Raw genomic sequence first — 14,860 nt, 5'->3', positions numbered from 1 at the left:
CAACGGGGATTCCGGCGCCGCCGGCCGGCCCGCAGCGCCCGCCCGGCTGCTGCTTCGGTCCACCTTGTGGATGGCCGCAGGCCTATGATAGCCACTCGCCGACAGCATCACCCGCCATTCGCGTGAATGCCGCCGTATCGCCGGCCGCAGTTTCCCGCACACGCTTCAGGAGAGATTTCGATGACCAACGGAAACGGCACGCCTCCGGAAGCCGGCGCTCCGCCGCAGCTCAACGTGCTGGCGCAGTACACCAAGGACCTGTCGTTCGAGAACCCGAACGCCCCGGCCTCGCTGGCGCCGCAGCAGAACCAGCCGGCGATCAACATCCAGATCAATGTCGGCGCCAACAACCTCGCGGCGAACGAATTCGAGGTCACGCTGTCGATCGAGGGCAAGGCCGAATCCGGCAGCACCGTGCTGTTCAGCTTCGAGCTGGCCTATGCGGGCGTTTTCCGGATCGTCAATGTGCCCGAGGAGAACCTGCACCCGCTGATCATGATCGAATGCCCGCGGCTGCTGTTTCCGTTCGCCCGCGAGATCATCGCCAGCGCCGTCCGTGACGGCGGCTTCCCGCCGCTGATGCTCGATCCGGTCGATTTCGTCGGCCTGTATCGCCAGAACATCGACCGCCAGTCGGCGCAGCAGCAGGGCCAGCCGAGCTAACTCCCGGCCCGAACAGACATCTGAAACTTCGTCATGGCCGGGCTTGTCCCGGCCATCCACGTTTTTGGGGTCGATGCATCGGGTCGTGGATGCCAGGGACAAGCCCGGGCATGACGGGATTGTGGATCTGCGCCGCTCACGCGCCGGGGCGATACTCGTTCCAGATCGCCTTGTCGCCCATGGTGGCGATGAAGGCGGCATGCGCCTCGCGGTCGGGCTCGGTGACCCGCGGCGCGAGCGGGGTCGGCCGCGGTCGGCGGGGCGTGTCGCCGCCCGCGCCGCCCCGGTCCGACGGCACCTCGGCCAGAATCAGCTGTGACTGCCGCGCGCCGATCAGATCGATATAGACCTCGGCCAGCAATTCGGCGTCGAGCAGCGCGCCGTGCTTGGTGCGCCGGGAATTGTCAATCGCATAGCGCGAGCACAGATCGTCGAGCCGGTTCGACACGCCCGGATGCTTGCGCCGTGCCAGCAGCAGCGTGTCGACCAGCCGCTCGCGCGGAATCGCGCCGCGCGACAGCCGCGCCAGTTCGGCGTTGAGAAACCCGGCGTCGAACGAGGCGTTGTGGATCACCAGCGGGTCGTCGCCGATGAACTCCAGGAATTCGTCGACCACCTGCGCGAACAGCGGCTTGTCGGCCAGGAACTCGCTCGACAGCCCGTGCACCGCGAAGGCTTCAGCCGGCACGTCGCGTTCCGGATTGATGTAGCGGTGGAAGGTCTGCCCGGTCGGCATCCGGTTGTAGATCTCGACGCAGCCGATCTCGACCAGCCGGTCGCCGCGCAGCGGATCGAGGCCGGTGGTTTCGGTATCGAGAACGATTTCGCGCATCGTGGAACAGCCGGTCTTCGTGAGCTGGCGAATCAGGGCCGCCGGCGGGGCATCCTAGCAGCCGCGTCGAGGATTTCACGGATCTGCGCCCGCACCGGGTCGAGTCCGAACGAAGTATCCACCAGGAAATCCGCGCGCTTGCGCTTTTCGGCGTCGGGCATCTGCCGCGCCAGAATGGCATCGAGCTTTTCGGGCGTCATGTTCTCACGCGCGAGGATGCGCTCGCGCTGCACCTCAGGCGAGGTGGTGACGACCACCACCGCATCGACCCGCTTCTCGCCGCCGGTTTCGAACAGCAGCGGCACGTCGACCACCGCGACCGGCGCGCCCGACGATTCGGCGTCGTCGAGGAAATTCTGGTGATGCGAGCGCAGCATCGGATGCACGATCTGCTCCAGCCGCTTCATCGCGTCGGCGTCGTGAACGACCTTCGCCGACAGCCGCTGGCGGTCGACCTTGCCGTCGATGGTGGTGCCCGGAAACGCCGCCTCGATCGCCGCCACGGCTTCGCCCTCGTAGATCTTATGCACGGTGGCGTCGGCGTCGTAGACCGGTATGCCGGCCTCGCCGAACAGTTTCGCGGTGGTGGATTTCCCCATCCCGATCGACCCGGTGAGCCCCAGCACCAGCATTCGTCCCACTCCCTCGTCCGGATTGTATTCGACGCGTTTGTTCTCGCGCGGCGCTAGAACGCCAGCAGTTTCTGGCTACGCAGAAAGCCCAGCAGGGGCAACAGCGGCAGGCCCAGAATCGTGAAATGGTCGCCATGGATGCCGTCGAACAGATGCACGCCGAGGCCTTCGACCTGATAGCCGCCGACGCTGGACATCGCCTTGTCGCCGGCCTCGTCGAGATACGCCGCGATGTCCTCGTCGCTCAGCGGCCGCATCGTCATCCGCGCGATCGTGACCTCGGCGAACAGCGTGACGCCGTTGCGCACCAGGGCGATCGCCGAATGCAGTTCGTGGCGGCGGCCGGCGAGCTCGCGCAATTGCTTCGCCGCCTCGTTGCGATCGGCCGGCTTGTTGAAACCGCGCGCGCCCAGCGCCAGCGTCTGGTCGGCGCCGAGCACCAGACGGCCGGGATGATGATTCGAGACGAATGCAGCCTTCTCCTGCGCCAGCAGCGCGGCGATCTCGCCCGGTGCCGACAGACCCGAGGCTGCCGCGATGCCGCGTTCGTCGATGTCGGCGGGGATCGCATCGAACGGAATCCCCGCATTGCTCAACAGCGCCTGCCGGGCGCGGCTCTGCGACGCCAGCACCAGCGGCCCCGGACCGAGCCACAGCGTCATTCGGACATCCTCTGGCGTTGACGATCGGCGAGCAGTTTCATGATTGCGGCGGCGGTTTCCTCGATCGACCGGCGGGTGACGTCGAGCAGTGACCAGCCATATTTGGCGCTGAGCTTGCGCGCCAGCAACACCTCGTCGGTGACGGACTGGCGGTCGATATAGGAGTCGTTGCCGGTGCCGGCGCCGAGGCTGAGCAACCGGTTCTGCCGCACCTGGATCAGCCGTTCGGGCGATGCGTGCAGGCTGACCACCAGCGGCTTCTTCAGGGTTTCGAGCTGATGCGGAATCGGAATGCCCGCGACCAGCGGCACGTTGGCGGTCCGGATGCCGCGATTGGCGAGATAGATCGAGGTCGGCGTCTTCGAGGTGCGCGACACCCCGACCAGCACCACGTCGGCCTCTTCCAGCCCTTCGACGTGCTGGCCGTCATCGTGCATCATCGAATAGTTCAGCGCGTCGATGCGCTTGAAATATTCCGCATTCAAGGTGTGCTGCGCGCCGACCCGGCCGGTGGTGGAGGCGCCCAGATAGGCCTCGAACAGCTGCATCACCGGGCCGATGATCGACAGGCTCGGGCTGTTGATCTCCTGGCACTTGGCCTCGAGCCGGCTGACCAACTCGCCCTCCAGCAGCGTGAACAGCACGATGCCGGGCGATTCCTCGATCTCCTGCAGCACGCGGTCGAGCTGCTTCTGGCTGCGCACCAGCGGGTAGACGTGCTCCACCGCGTTGACATTGGCGTATTGGGCCGCGACCGCGCGGGACACCGTGATCAGGGTTTCGCCGGTCGAATCCGACACCAGATGGAGGTGAAAATAGCTGCCGTCGGTCAGCATCATGACCCTGTGTATCCTGTGAACAACGGGGCGAAAGTCGCCAATTGGCGGCCCCGCGGCCGGCGCGGGCGGGATAACCCGGTTTTTTCTTCACAGGCCTCGGGTGAGGAAATCGTCACGGGATGGCGTCGAGGTTAGCGGGCGAATGTGGATTTGTCTCTTGATAAAGAGGCCGGGACGGCCGCGCAAACGCCCATAGGCCAAGGGTCGGGCCGATCCTGGCGGACGGCGCCCCTAGGCTGTGCACATGTGGATCGTGCAAGGACAAGCCGGAGCGTCTGTTGCGCCGGCACAATCCACGTTCACTACGACTCAAACCCTAAGAATCTATAAATATTGTTTAGAGGAGTGGAGCTTGCGGAAAACTCCGCATTCGAGCATTCGAGTAACGCGCTGCGCGGGTGGTGCGTTCCCGACGGGCTCGGGATTGTCGCGCAGGCGGTGGGGCGACCGATGATCGACTGGACCGATATCTATCTTTGGGTGAAGACCCTGCACGTCGTCGCGGTGATCTCGTGGATGGCCGGAATGCTCTACATGCCACGGCTGTTCGTCTATCACTGCTCGGCCGAAATCGGCTCGGTGCAGTCCGAGACCTTCAAGATCATGGAACGCCGGTTGTACAAGGCGATCATGAATCCGGCCATGATGGTCGCCTGGGCGGCGGGTCTGGTGATCGCCTGGGAGCAGGGCTTTTTCACCTCCGGCTGGTTTCACGCCAAGCTCGCCGCGGTGGTGCTGATGACGGTGATCCACCTGATGCTGGGCCGCTATGTGCGCGATTTCGCCGCAGACCGGAACACGCGGACGCATAAATTCTATCGTGTTATCAATGAGGTGCCGACGGTTTTGATGATCGCGGCGGTGATCTTCGTGATCGTCAAACCGTTCTGATGCCGCAAAATCGGTCGGCGTTCGGATGCTGAACGCCTTGCGTGCGGCCGGACGATTTTCTATAGTCCGGCTGTCCCACCTAAAGCAGGCGAATGTGGTTGCGATCTGGTTTTGTATGAACCGGCCGCCGCATCGGGTTTGAAGCCTCTCCGCACCTTCCTTGCTCAAAGACGTCATCGACCCGAAGACCTGCGGCCTCTCTGTATTTTCCAGTCCCCGCTCTCTTCCGCTGACGAATCCCCTCTCTCGGTTTTTTCCACAGGACCACCCCAATGCGGGAAATGAAACTTTCAGACCTCAAGGCCAAGACGCCGGCCGAGCTCGTCTCGTTCGCCGAAGAGCTGGGGGTCGAGAACGCCAGCACGATGCGCAAGCAGGAGCTGATGTTCGCCTGTCTGAAGCAGCTGTCGGCCAAAGAGACCGATATCATCGGTGAAGGCGTCGTCGAGGTTCTCTCCGACGGCTTCGGTTTTCTGCGCTCGCCGGATGCCAACTATTTGCCGGGTCCGGACGACATCTACGTCTCGCCGTCGCAGATCCGCCGCTTCGGCCTGCGCACCGGCGACACCATCGAGGGCCATATCCGCAGCCCGAAGGAAGGCGAACGCTACTTCGCGCTCTTGAAGGTCAACACCCTGAACTTCGAGGACCCCGAGAAGTCCAAGCACAAGGTCAATTTCGACAATCTGACGCCGCTGTTTCCGGATGAGCGCTTCCGTCTCGAGATCGACGATCCGACTCGCAAGGATCTGTCGGCGCGGGTCATCGACATCGTGGCGCCGATCGGCAAGGGCCAGCGCGCGCTGATCGTCGCGCCGCCGCGCACCGGCAAGACCGTGCTGATGCAGAACATCGCCCATTCGATCACCGCCAACCATCCGGAATGCTATCTGATCGTGCTGCTGATCGACGAGCGGCCCGAAGAAGTCACCGACATGCAGCGCTCGGTGAAGGGCGAGGTGGTGTCTTCGACCTTCGACGAACCCGCGGTGCGCCACGTCCAGGTCGCCGAGATGGTGATCGAGAAGGCCAAGCGGCTGGTCGAACACGGCCGCGACGTCGTCATCCTGCTCGACTCGATCACGCGTCTGGGCCGGGCCTACAACACGGTGGTGCCGTCCTCCGGCAAGGTGCTGACCGGCGGCGTCGACGCCAATGCGCTGCAGCGGCCCAAACGCTTTTTCGGCGCCGCCCGAAATATCGAAGAGGGCGGTTCGCTCACCATCATCGCCACCGCGCTGGTCGACACCGGCTCGCGCATGGACGAAGTGATCTTCGAAGAGTTCAAGGGCACCGGCAACTCCGAGCTGATCCTCGACCGCAAGGTCTCGGACAAGCGCACCTTCCCGGCGATCGACATCTCGCGCTCCGGCACCCGCAAGGAAGAGCTGATCACCGATCCGCAACTCTTGAAGAAGATGTATGTGCTGCGCCGGATCCTCAATCCGATGGGCACGATGGACGCGATCGACTTCCTGCTCGACAAGCTGCGCAACACCAAGAACAACGCCGAATTCTTCGAGTCGATGAATACCTGATCGACCGAAGCTTCGAGCAAGTCTGCGAGGGCGCGCGAAACGGGCGCCTTTTTTGCTGCGCGCGATTGAGCGTTGCGTCGGTCGGCGTCACTCGGCAAGACAGACCGATGCATCCCAACGACCAGACCATCTATGCGCTTGCGTCGGGCCCGTTGCCGTCGGCGCTGGCGATTGTGCGGGTGTCGGGGGCGCAAGCGGGCGTGGTGTTGGCCGCTTTGACGGGCTCGCTGCCGCCGCCGCGCAGCGCCCGGCTGGTGCGGATTCGCGATCAGAATCAGGACGTTATCGACGAGTGCGTGGTGCTGTGGTTCGCCGCGCCGGCGAGCGCGACCGGCGAGGACGTTGCTGAATTCCATATCCATGGTGGCCGCGCGGTGCTGGCCGCGCTCGTCAAGGCGCTGGCGGCGTTCGACGACGTGCGGCCGGCGGAGCCGGGCGAGTTCACCCGGCGGGCGTTCGAGAACGGCAAGCTCGATCTCACCGAAGCCGAGGGGCTCGACGATCTGATCCACGCCGACACCGAAGCACAGCGGCGCCATGCGGTGCGCCAGCTCGGCGGGTTGCTCGGCGACAGAGCGCGGCATTGGCGGCAGCAGATCATCGAGGCGCTGGCGCTGATCGAGGCGGGGATCGATTTTGCCGACGAAGGCGACGTGCAGGGCGAACTGATGGCGCCGGCGTTGCGGACGATCGCGGCGCTGCACGATGAAATTGCAGAAGTGCTTGCGGCACAGGGCAAAAGCGAACGGCTGCGGGACGGCCTGGTGGTCGCGATCGCGGGTCCGCCGAATGTCGGCAAGTCGACGCTGATCAATCGGCTGGCGCGCCGCGAGGTCGCGATCGTCTCGCCGCATGCCGGCACGACGCGCGATGTGATCGAGGTGCAGCTCGATCTCGGCGGCTATCCGGTGACGGTGATCGACACCGCCGGGATTCGCGAGAGCGAGGACCCGGTCGAGCAGGAAGGGGTGCGGCGGGCGCGGGCGCGGGCGGCCGAGGCGGATCTGGTGTTGTGGCTTGGCGACGCCGGGGCGGCCGGCGCATCGGTCGAGGGCTCCGCGCCGGTCTGGCGGGTGCGCAACAAGATCGATCTTGGGCCGCAGGTGGATACCGGTTGGGCCGATTCTGGCGGCGCTGGGCTTGCGGCAAACCGGTGGCAAACCGAGGGCGATGCTGCCGCAAGGGCGACGTTCGCGATTTCGGCGAAACGGGGCGATGGCGTCGGCGATCTGATCGCGGCGCTCGGGGAGTTTGCTGCGCAATATTTTGCGAGCGGCGGCGAGGCGGCAGTGATCAGTCGGCACCGGCATCGCGTCTTGCTGCAGGATGCTGCGGGAATGCTGCAGTGCAGCATGGCAGGCGGATTGGGACCGGAGCTGGTGGCCGAGGAGCTCAGGCTGGCGGCGGGCGCCTTGGGGCGACTGCTCGGACGGGTCGATGTTGAAGATGTGCTCGGAGAGATCTTCGGCCGGTTCTGCATCGGCAAGTGAGATCATCGGGAATATAGAAATATAAATATATTCATTTCTTTATAGGTTCCGATCGAAGCCCGACCGGCAGGCCGAACCGCGGACTTCGACTGCGGTCTGGCGCGATGGCTGCGCCGTGGGCCGCTTGCCGGGCGTGTTTCACGTGAAACAAGCCTTGCGCGTCGATTGCTTGCAGCGATTTGACCCTGCCATGAATTGAATCGTCATCTGGAGCGGTTTTGATGGAATTAGCGCTCGCGACCAATTGCCGCCGTCATCCTGAGGTGCCGCCGGGTCGCGCTGTGCGCGGCGCGGCGGCCTCGAAGGATGAGCCGCAGGCGCCTGGGCCGCATCCTTAGAGGCGCGCTACGCGCGCACCTCAGGATGACGACTCTGCACGCGCGAAGGCCGCATAAATCAGTCGATGAAGTGTTCTGAGGAGCCCGGCGAAGCCGGGCCTCTCGAAGGAGGGCGACCCATTCCCGTCCGCCCATGGTTCGAGACGGCGCTTCGCGCCTCCTCACCATGACGTTGTGCCTGTGGTGAGGGGGGAGGGCGACGCCCGGGTTGATTCCACCGCAGACCGAAGCTCTCACGTTTCACGTGAAACACGGCCGAATCCGATACCGCTTCAAAGCCGCCAAAAGCTGGGCTACAAAGCCGGCCATGCGCAATTCCTACGATGTCATCGTCATTGGCGGCGGCCATGCCGGCTGTGAGGCTGCGGCTGCGGCAGCCCGGCTTGGTGCGGCGACCGCGCTTGTGACGCATCGCTTCGCCACGATCGGCGCAATGTCGTGCAATCCGGCGATCGGCGGCCTCGGCAAGGGCCATCTGGTCCGCGAGGTCGACGCGCTGGATGGATTGATGGGCCGTGTCGCCGACGCCGGCGGCATTCAGTTCCGGATGCTTAACCGGCGCAAGGGCCCGGCGGTGCGCGGGCCGCGCGCCCAGGCCGACCGCAAGCTCTACGCCGCCGCGATGCAGGCCGCGATCCGCGCCACAGCCAACCTGAGCGTAATCGAAGGCGAGGCGGACGCGCTGCTGCGCGACGCCGGCCGGATCACCGGAATTCGCCTCGCCGATGGCCGCGAACTCACCGTCGGGGCGGTCGTCGTCACCACCGGGACCTTTCTGCGCGGGCTGATTCATCTCGGCGAGCGGAGCTGGCCGGCCGGCCGGATCGACGAGGCGCCGGCGCTCGGCCTGTCGGCCTCGTTCGAGGCGCTGGGTCTCGCGCTCGGCCGGCTCAAGACCGGGACGCCACCGCGGCTCGACGGCCGCACCATCGATTGGGGCGCGGTCGAGATGCAGCCGGGCGACGATCCGCCCGAGCCGTTTTCCGTGCTGACGCCGGCGATCACCACGCCGCAGATCGAATGTGGCATCACCCGGACGATGCCGGCCACCCATGAGGTGATCCGCGCCAATGTGCATCGCTCGCCGATGTATTCCGGCCAGATCCAGTCGTCGGGGCCGCGCTATTGCCCGTCGATCGAGGACAAGATCGTCAAATTCGGCGATCGCGACGGCCACCAGATCTTCCTCGAGCCGGAAGGGCTCGACGATCCGACGGTCTATCCCAACGGGATCTCGACCTCGCTGCCCGAAGAGGTGCAGCGCGCGATCCTGCAGACGATCCCGGGTCTGGAGCGGACCGTGATGCTGCGGCCGGGCTATGCGATCGAATACGATCATGTCGATCCGCGCGAACTGGAGCCGACGTTGCAGACCAGGCGGTTGCGCGGGCTGTTTCTCGCCGGACAGATCAACGGCACCACCGGCTATGAAGAGGCGGCTGCGCAGGGGCTGGTGGCGGGGCTGAATGCCGCGCTGTCGGCTGGCGGCGGCGATGGTGTCGTGTTCGACCGCGCCGACGGCTATCTCGGGGTGATGATCGACGATCTGGTGACCCGCGGCATCTCCGAGCCGTACCGGATGTTCACCTCGCGGGCGGAATATCGCCTGACGCTGCGCGCCGACAATGCCGATCAGCGGCTGACCGACAAGGGTCTGGCGCTCGGCTGCATCGGGGCGGAGCGGGCGGCGTTCCATCGCGGCAAGATGGCGGCGTTGGCCGAGGCGAAAGCACTGGCGCAATCGCTGTCGATCACGCCGAACGAGGCCGCCAGGCACGGGCTTGCGCTCAATCGCGACGGCCAGCGGCGCTCGGCGTTCGATCTGTTGTCCTATCCGGAGATCGAATGGCCGCAGGTCAGGGCGATCTGGCCGGAACTTGGCGCCGTGGCGCCGTCGATCGCCGTGCATGTCGAGATCGATGCCAAATATGCGGTCTATCTGGAGCGCCAGATCGCCGACGTCGCCGCTTTCCGCCGCGACGAGGGCCTGCTGCTGACCGATATCGACTATGCGCTGGTCCCCGGCCTGTCGAACGAGGCGCGCGGCCGACTGGAGCGGCACCGGCCGCGGACGGTCGGGCAGGCGGGGCGTTTAGACGGCATCACCCCCGCGGCGCTCGGCATCCTGGCGGCGTATCTGCGCCGGGAAGCGCGCAAGCGGCCGACGGTGGCGGACGGCGAGGGATAGGGGCGGGGATGGGCCGCTGTTTCACGTGAAACACCGGCAGGGCGACGTTGGACGCAGTCGTCTTACGGGATGGTCGACCGCAGGCTCAGTGCCCGCGAGCCCTCACCCCCGACCCTCTCCCGCAAGCGGGAGAGGGAGCCGGCCGTGTGGGTGGGATCCGGGTGCCAGATCCGGGGCGTCCGATCCAACGAGCAACGTCATTCAGTTCACGATGAACTCCCCTCGAAATAGACAGAAGCCCCTCCCCAATCCGAGCGTGCTCCCTCTCCCGCTTGCGGGAGAGGGTCGGGGTGTGGGCCGCCGCGGTTGGGGACGCCGAGTCTGGTCCTGCGACGGTCGGCCGAGCCGTTCGCATCGGTCTTTGCCACGCCATTCGGCCCATCAATCGGACGGAACGCCTCTCCCCAGTCACGGCGCGCCCCCTCTCCCGCCTGCGGGAGAGGGCTGGGGTGAGGGCAGCCGCGAGCACCGAAAACGCGATTGCGCAGCAGTGCCTTGCTTGGTCATTCACGCGGGCGCGAAAATCGTCGCAATCGCTCCTCTGCGCCCGACCAAACAGTGGCTGGAATTGTCGCATCGGCTTATGTGTAGTCCGACGATCCCTCCAATCCGAGACCCAGGCCGATGGCCTCCCGACTTTCGCCGATGGTGGTTGCCGTGCCGGACAGCGCCGACAAGGCCGCGGCCCTCAAACTGACCCCTGTTTCACGTGAAACAGAGGCGCGGCTCGATGCCTATCTGGATCTGTTGCGGCAATGGCAGGCCAAGACCAATCTGGTCGCGCCGTCGACGCTGCCGCAGCTCTGGACCCGGCATGTCGCCGATTCGCTGCAGCTGCTCGCGCTCGCCCCGACGGCGCGGCGCTGGCTCGACTTCGGCAGCGGCGGCGGCTTTCCGGGCATCGTGCTGGCCTGTGCGATGGCCGAGCACCCGGGCGGGCACGTCACGCTGGTCGAGCGCAACGCCAAGAAGGCCGCCTTTCTGCGCGAGGCGCTGCGGGTCACCGGCGCGCCGGGCACAGTTATGCTCGCGGACATCGGGGATAATGTGGATAGGTTCCCGCGGCCGCTTGATTGCATCACCGCGCGCGCCGTCGCTCCGCTACACCAGCTGATCGGTTTCGCCGCGCCGCTGATGGCCGAGGGCAGCAAGGCTCTGTTTCTCAAGGGTCAAGATGTAGAGGCGGAATTGACGGAAGCTACTAAGTATTGGAAGATCGAGCCCCAGTTGCACGCCAGCCTGACCGGTGGACAGGGCTGGATCGTCGAACTCGACCAGATTCAACGACAAACCCGTTTCACCGCCAGCAAAGAAGCCGCCGCGAATGACCGTCATTGATGAGATATATCAAGGGGATAGGGCTATGACCGAGCCTGGACGCCCACGCATCATCGCGCTCGCCAACCAGAAGGGCGGGGTCGGCAAGACCACCACGGCGATCAATCTCGGCACCGCGCTGGCGGCGATCGGGGAGCGCGTGCTGATCGTCGATCTCGATCCGCAGGGCAACGCCTCGACCGGGCTCGGCATCGACCGCCGCGACCGCAACTGCTCGACCTATGACGTGCTGGCCGGCGAAGCGCCGCTGCGCGCCGCCGTGGTCCCGACCGCGGTGCCGCGGCTGCACATCGCGGCTTCCACGATGGATCTGTCGGGCCTCGAACTCGAACTCGGCCATTCCCGCGACCGCGCCTTCCGGCTGCGCGACGCGATCGCCGTGCTCAACAAGGATATCGATCCGCCGCTGGACTACACCTATGTGCTGATCGACTGCCCGCCGTCGCTGAACCTCTTGACGGTGAACGCGATGGCGGCGTCGGACGCGATCCTCGTTCCCCTACAGTGCGAGTTCTTCGCGCTCGAAGGCCTGTCGCAATTGCTGCAGACCGTCGAGCAGGTGCGCTCGACGCTGAATCCGGAACTGACCATCCACGGCATCGTGCTGACGATGTTCGACAGCCGCAACAACCTGTCGAGCCAGGTCGTCGCCGACGTCCGCCAGTTCATGGGCAAGAAGGTCTACGACACCATGATCCCGCGCAACGTCCGGATCTCGGAAGCGCCGAGCTACGGCAAGCCGGTGCTGGTCTACGATCTGAAATGCGTCGGCAGCGAAGCCTATCTGAAACTCGCCACCGAAGTGATCCAGCGCGAACGCGAACTACGCACGACGCATTGAGACTTGCGATGGCGCGCGGCGGGGGCCGTGCGCGGTCATCCTTCGAGGCTCGCAAGAGCTCGCGCCTCAGGATGACGGAGAGGGAGTGCCCGCGTCGTCAATTCGCGAGCACTGCGTCATCCTGAGGTGCGAGGGCGAAGCCCGAGCCTCGAAGGATGGGCCACAGGCGCAGGGCGCATACGGCAACTAACAACTCGGCGTCATCGGCGGATGGCGAAGCACCACACGTAACGCGGAGTAACGACGTGAATCCAAGGGAGCAGGCGATGGCCGACGAGCACCGTTCGCGACTGGGGCGCGGGCTGGCAAGTCTGATCGGGGACGTCGGCGGCGAGGCCGCGCATGTCGAGCGGCCGCGCAGCCAGCGCAAGGTGCCGATCGAATTCATCAAGGCCAATCCGCGCAACCCGCGCCGGACCTTCTCGGATTCCGAGCTCGGCGAACTCACCGATTCGATCAGGCAGCACGGCGTGATCCAGCCGATCGTGGTGCGGCCGGTGAAGGGCGCGCAGGATCGCTACGAGATCATCGCCGGCGAACGCCGCTGGCGCGCGGCGCAGCGCGCCGGCCTGCACGAAGTGCCGATCGTGCCGGTCGACGTCTCGGACGCGCTGGCGCTCGAAATCGCCATCGTCGAGAACGTGCAGCGCGAGGATCTCAATCCGCTGGAAGAGGCGCAGGGCTATCACGCGCTCGCCAACGAGTTCAAACGCAGCCAGGAAGACATAGCCAAGATCGTCGGCAAGAGCCGCAGCCACGTCGCCAACATGATGCGGCTGACCAAGCTGCCCGACGACGTGCTCGACCTGATCGCGGCCGGACAACTATCTGCCGGCCATGCGCGCGCGCTGATCGGCGTGCCCGATCCGTCGGCGGCGGCGAAGCGCATCGTCGCCGAAGGACTCAACGTCCGGCAGACCGAAGCGCTGGCGCATGACGAGGGCGTGCCGGAACGCAAGCCGCAGAAGCCGCGCGCGTCGGCAAACGCGAAGCCCGCCAAGGACGCCGACACGCTGGCGCTGGAAAAACGCGTCAGCGACGCGCTCGGCATGAAGGTGACGATCGACGACCGCGACGGCACCGGCTCGCTGCAGATCCGCTACGCCGATCTCGATCAGCTCGACGACATCATCCGCAGGCTCGAGGCGGGCGGTTAGTTGGGGTGCTGCGTCCTTCGCGCTCCGCAACAAGGTCAACGTAATCCTGAGGAGCGCGCCGGACGGCGCGCGTCTCGAAGGATCGGCCGCGGGTACTGGTCGCCGCATCCTTCGAGGCGCGCAAGAAAGAGCGCGCACCTCAGGATGACGATGCCGGTGATGCGACGCCGCCCTACCAACTAACTCCACCGCCGTGCGCTCTCACGAGCGCCGGGAGTCTGGATTCGGGGTTCGCCGCTGCGCGGCGCCCCCGGAATGACGAACGAAAGTTAGTTAGTAGGGTGGGCAAAGGCGCGAAGCGCCGTGCCCACGCCGACTTGCGCGCGACGCCGTGGGCACGCTTCGCTTTGCCCACCCTACCTTTTCCCTACGCCCTACCAACTAACTCCTTCGCCTTGCACTCACCGCGATCGACAAGAGCGTGCGCTGGGCGATGGCGGCGCCGAGGGTGGCCTGGCGTCTCGTGTCGAGGGCGGCGGTGGCGAGCTGGTCGATGATCTGGGCGAGGCGCGAGGTGCCGAGATTGCGCAGCGCGGTTTCGGAGGCGGCCTTGCGCGAGAAGTGCAATCGGGGAAAGCCGCTATCGAGCGCGGTCGCAGCCGGGGCGCCGGCTTCGACCGCCAGACTGGTCTTGTGCAGGAACGCGGCGTGGCGCTGCGCCGCGAGGATGATCTGGCCCGGATAGGTGCCGGCCACCATCGCTTTGGCGAATTCGCTTTCGACGATCTGCGGCTTGCCGGAGAACGCCGCGTCGACGATGACGTCGAGCTTGAGGTCGGAGGCGTCCGACACGCAGGCGATGACGTCGTCGAGCGTGATCTCGCCGCTTCCATGGGCGTATAGCGCGAGCTTGCGGACTTCGTTGCGCGAGGCCTGGCGGTCGCCGCCGAGCAGCGTCATCAGCACGCCGCGGGCGTCGCGGCCGATCTGCAGTTGCGCGCTCCGCAGTTCGTCGTCGATCAGTTTGGCGAGGTCGGCCTCGGCGTCCGGGTAGCAGCCGATCGCGACGGCGCTCGGGGCTTTCTCGCAGGCCTTGCGCAGCGCATTGTCCGGCTTGATGTCGCCGGCCTCGATCACGATCCGGCATTCCTTCGGCGGCGACGCCACCAACGTCTCGACGCCGGCGACGAAACTGCGCGAGCCGGCGCGGATTCGGATCGCGCGGCGGCCGCCGAACATCGGAATCGAGTTCGCCTCGTCGACCAGCCGCGACGGCTCCGCCGCGAGCTCGTCGCCGTCGAGCCGCACCAGCGCGAACGGATCGTTGGGGTCGTCGAGCGCCGAGGCGATCAGCGCGTCGGCGCGTTCGCGCACCAGGCCGGCATCGGGGCCGAACAGCAGGATGATCGGCCGGCCCGGATCGGGGCGGGCCAGAAAGGCGGTGGCGTCTCGTCCACGCAGCGCGACCATGGCGATATCAGACCGGCGATGCGGCGCGGGCGCGCACGATC

General features: G+C 66.0%; 13 protein-coding genes. 8 read left to right on the top strand and 5 right to left on the bottom strand.

Going from position 1 to position 14,860, the window contains the following annotated elements; genetic code table 11:
* Positions 1–180: 180 nt before the first annotated feature.
* Entirely contained in the window at positions 181–663 is a 483-nt protein-coding gene (gene secB / locus ACTZWT_RS16210; protein WP_444770707.1) for a protein-export chaperone SecB, read from the top strand.
* Between the two features lie 136 nt (positions 664–799).
* On the opposite strand, the gene dnaQ is transcribed toward secB, so the two are convergent.
* The 4 genes from dnaQ to ACTZWT_RS16190 are packed head-to-tail and all read right to left on the bottom strand — an operon-like array spanning position 800 to position 3,625.
* Positions 800–1,495, bottom strand: coding sequence for a DNA polymerase III subunit epsilon (dnaQ, locus tag ACTZWT_RS16205; protein WP_444770706.1), 696 nt, complete (start codon positions 1,493–1,495; stop codon positions 800–802).
* A gap of 32 nt (positions 1,496–1,527) precedes the next feature.
* Positions 1,528–2,127 (bottom strand): dephospho-CoA kinase, encoded by a 600-nt coding sequence (gene coaE, locus ACTZWT_RS16200; protein ID WP_444770705.1) that lies wholly within the window; start codon positions 2,125–2,127, stop codon positions 1,528–1,530.
* A gap of 53 nt (positions 2,128–2,180) precedes the next feature.
* Positions 2,181–2,789, bottom strand: coding sequence for a Maf family protein (locus ACTZWT_RS16195; RefSeq protein WP_444770704.1), 609 nt, complete (start codon positions 2,787–2,789; stop codon positions 2,181–2,183).
* A complete protein-coding gene (locus ACTZWT_RS16190) occupies positions 2,786–3,625 on the bottom strand; it encodes a pyruvate, water dikinase regulatory protein (protein WP_444770965.1) in 840 nt (279 codons plus the stop codon). Before ACTZWT_RS16190 ends, ACTZWT_RS16195 begins: the two co-directional genes overlap by 4 nt.
* Before the next feature lie 453 nt (positions 3,626–4,078).
* Between ACTZWT_RS16190 and hemJ the strand changes: the two genes are divergently transcribed.
* The 7 genes from hemJ (at position 4,079) to ACTZWT_RS16155 (ending at position 13,409) form a co-directional block, all read left to right on the top strand.
* Entirely contained in the window at positions 4,079–4,519 is a 441-nt protein-coding gene (gene hemJ, locus ACTZWT_RS16185; protein ID WP_444770703.1) for a protoporphyrinogen oxidase HemJ, read from the top strand.
* A 272-nt stretch (positions 4,520–4,791) separates the two neighbouring features.
* On the top strand, positions 4,792–6,057 hold the full coding sequence (rho, locus tag ACTZWT_RS16180) for a transcription termination factor Rho (RefSeq protein WP_011439294.1): 1,266 nt from the start codon (positions 4,792–4,794) through the stop codon (positions 6,055–6,057).
* Between the two features lie 107 nt (positions 6,058–6,164).
* Positions 6,165–7,547 carry a tRNA uridine-5-carboxymethylaminomethyl(34) synthesis GTPase MnmE gene (mnmE, locus tag ACTZWT_RS16175; protein WP_444770702.1) on the top strand — a complete coding sequence of 461 codons (1,383 nt, stop codon included), beginning with the start codon at positions 6,165–6,167 and terminating at the stop codon, positions 7,545–7,547.
* 645 nt (positions 7,548–8,192) lie between these two features.
* Complete coding sequence (mnmG, locus tag ACTZWT_RS16170; protein ID WP_444770701.1) at positions 8,193–10,073, top strand: tRNA uridine-5-carboxymethylaminomethyl(34) synthesis enzyme MnmG; 1,881 nt, start codon at positions 8,193–8,195, stop codon at positions 10,071–10,073.
* Positions 10,074–10,697: 624 nt separating this feature from the next.
* Entirely contained in the window at positions 10,698–11,411 is a 714-nt protein-coding gene (gene rsmG / locus ACTZWT_RS16165) for a 16S rRNA (guanine(527)-N(7))-methyltransferase RsmG (RefSeq protein WP_444770700.1), read from the top strand.
* Positions 11,398–12,252, top strand: coding sequence for a ParA family protein (locus ACTZWT_RS16160; protein ID WP_444770699.1), 855 nt, complete (start codon positions 11,398–11,400; stop codon positions 12,250–12,252). The genes rsmG and ACTZWT_RS16160 overlap by 14 nt, the downstream gene beginning before the upstream one ends.
* Positions 12,253–12,518: 266 nt before the next feature.
* Positions 12,519–13,409 (top strand): ParB/RepB/Spo0J family partition protein, encoded by an 891-nt coding sequence (locus ACTZWT_RS16155; RefSeq protein WP_444770698.1) that lies wholly within the window; start codon positions 12,519–12,521, stop codon positions 13,407–13,409.
* Positions 13,410–13,790: 381 nt separating this feature from the next.
* Here ACTZWT_RS16155 and holA read toward each other — a convergent pair whose 3' ends face one another.
* Positions 13,791–14,819: a DNA polymerase III subunit delta gene (gene holA / locus ACTZWT_RS16150; protein ID WP_444770697.1), complete on the bottom strand. Its 1,029-nt coding sequence runs from the start codon at positions 14,817–14,819 to the stop codon at positions 13,791–13,793.
* Between the last annotated feature and the right edge of the window lie 41 nt (positions 14,820–14,860).

The sequence above is a fragment of the Rhodopseudomonas sp. NSM genome (assembly GCF_052445935.1).
Lineage (GTDB): Bacteria > Pseudomonadota > Alphaproteobacteria > Rhizobiales > Xanthobacteraceae > Rhodopseudomonas.
Note: the sequence above shows the minus strand (reverse complement) of the source record. Positions and strands in the feature narration are given on the sequence as shown.

Coding starts and splice junctions, on each gene's coding strand:
- secB (WP_444770707.1), top strand. CDS start 181: ATGACCAACGGAAACGGCACGCCTCCGGAAGCCGGCGCTCCGCCGCAG.
- dnaQ (WP_444770706.1), bottom strand. CDS start 1,495: ATGCGCGAAATCGTTCTCGATACCGAAACCACCGGCCTCGATCCGCTG.
- coaE (WP_444770705.1), bottom strand. CDS start 2,127: ATGCTGGTGCTGGGGCTCACCGGGTCGATCGGGATGGGGAAATCCACC.
- ACTZWT_RS16195 (WP_444770704.1), bottom strand. CDS start 2,789: ATGACGCTGTGGCTCGGTCCGGGGCCGCTGGTGCTGGCGTCGCAGAGC.
- ACTZWT_RS16190 (WP_444770965.1), bottom strand. CDS start 3,625: ATGCTGACCGACGGCAGCTATTTTCACCTCCATCTGGTGTCGGATTCG.
- hemJ (WP_444770703.1), top strand. CDS start 4,079: ATGATCGACTGGACCGATATCTATCTTTGGGTGAAGACCCTGCACGTC.
- rho (WP_011439294.1), top strand. CDS start 4,792: ATGCGGGAAATGAAACTTTCAGACCTCAAGGCCAAGACGCCGGCCGAG.
- mnmE (WP_444770702.1), top strand. CDS start 6,165: ATGCATCCCAACGACCAGACCATCTATGCGCTTGCGTCGGGCCCGTTG.
- mnmG (WP_444770701.1), top strand. CDS start 8,193: ATGCGCAATTCCTACGATGTCATCGTCATTGGCGGCGGCCATGCCGGC.
- rsmG (WP_444770700.1), top strand. CDS start 10,698: ATGGCCTCCCGACTTTCGCCGATGGTGGTTGCCGTGCCGGACAGCGCC.
- ACTZWT_RS16160 (WP_444770699.1), top strand. CDS start 11,398: ATGACCGTCATTGATGAGATATATCAAGGGGATAGGGCTATGACCGAG.
- ACTZWT_RS16155 (WP_444770698.1), top strand. CDS start 12,519: ATGGCCGACGAGCACCGTTCGCGACTGGGGCGCGGGCTGGCAAGTCTG.
- holA (WP_444770697.1), bottom strand. CDS start 14,819: ATGGTCGCGCTGCGTGGACGAGACGCCACCGCCTTTCTGGCCCGCCCC.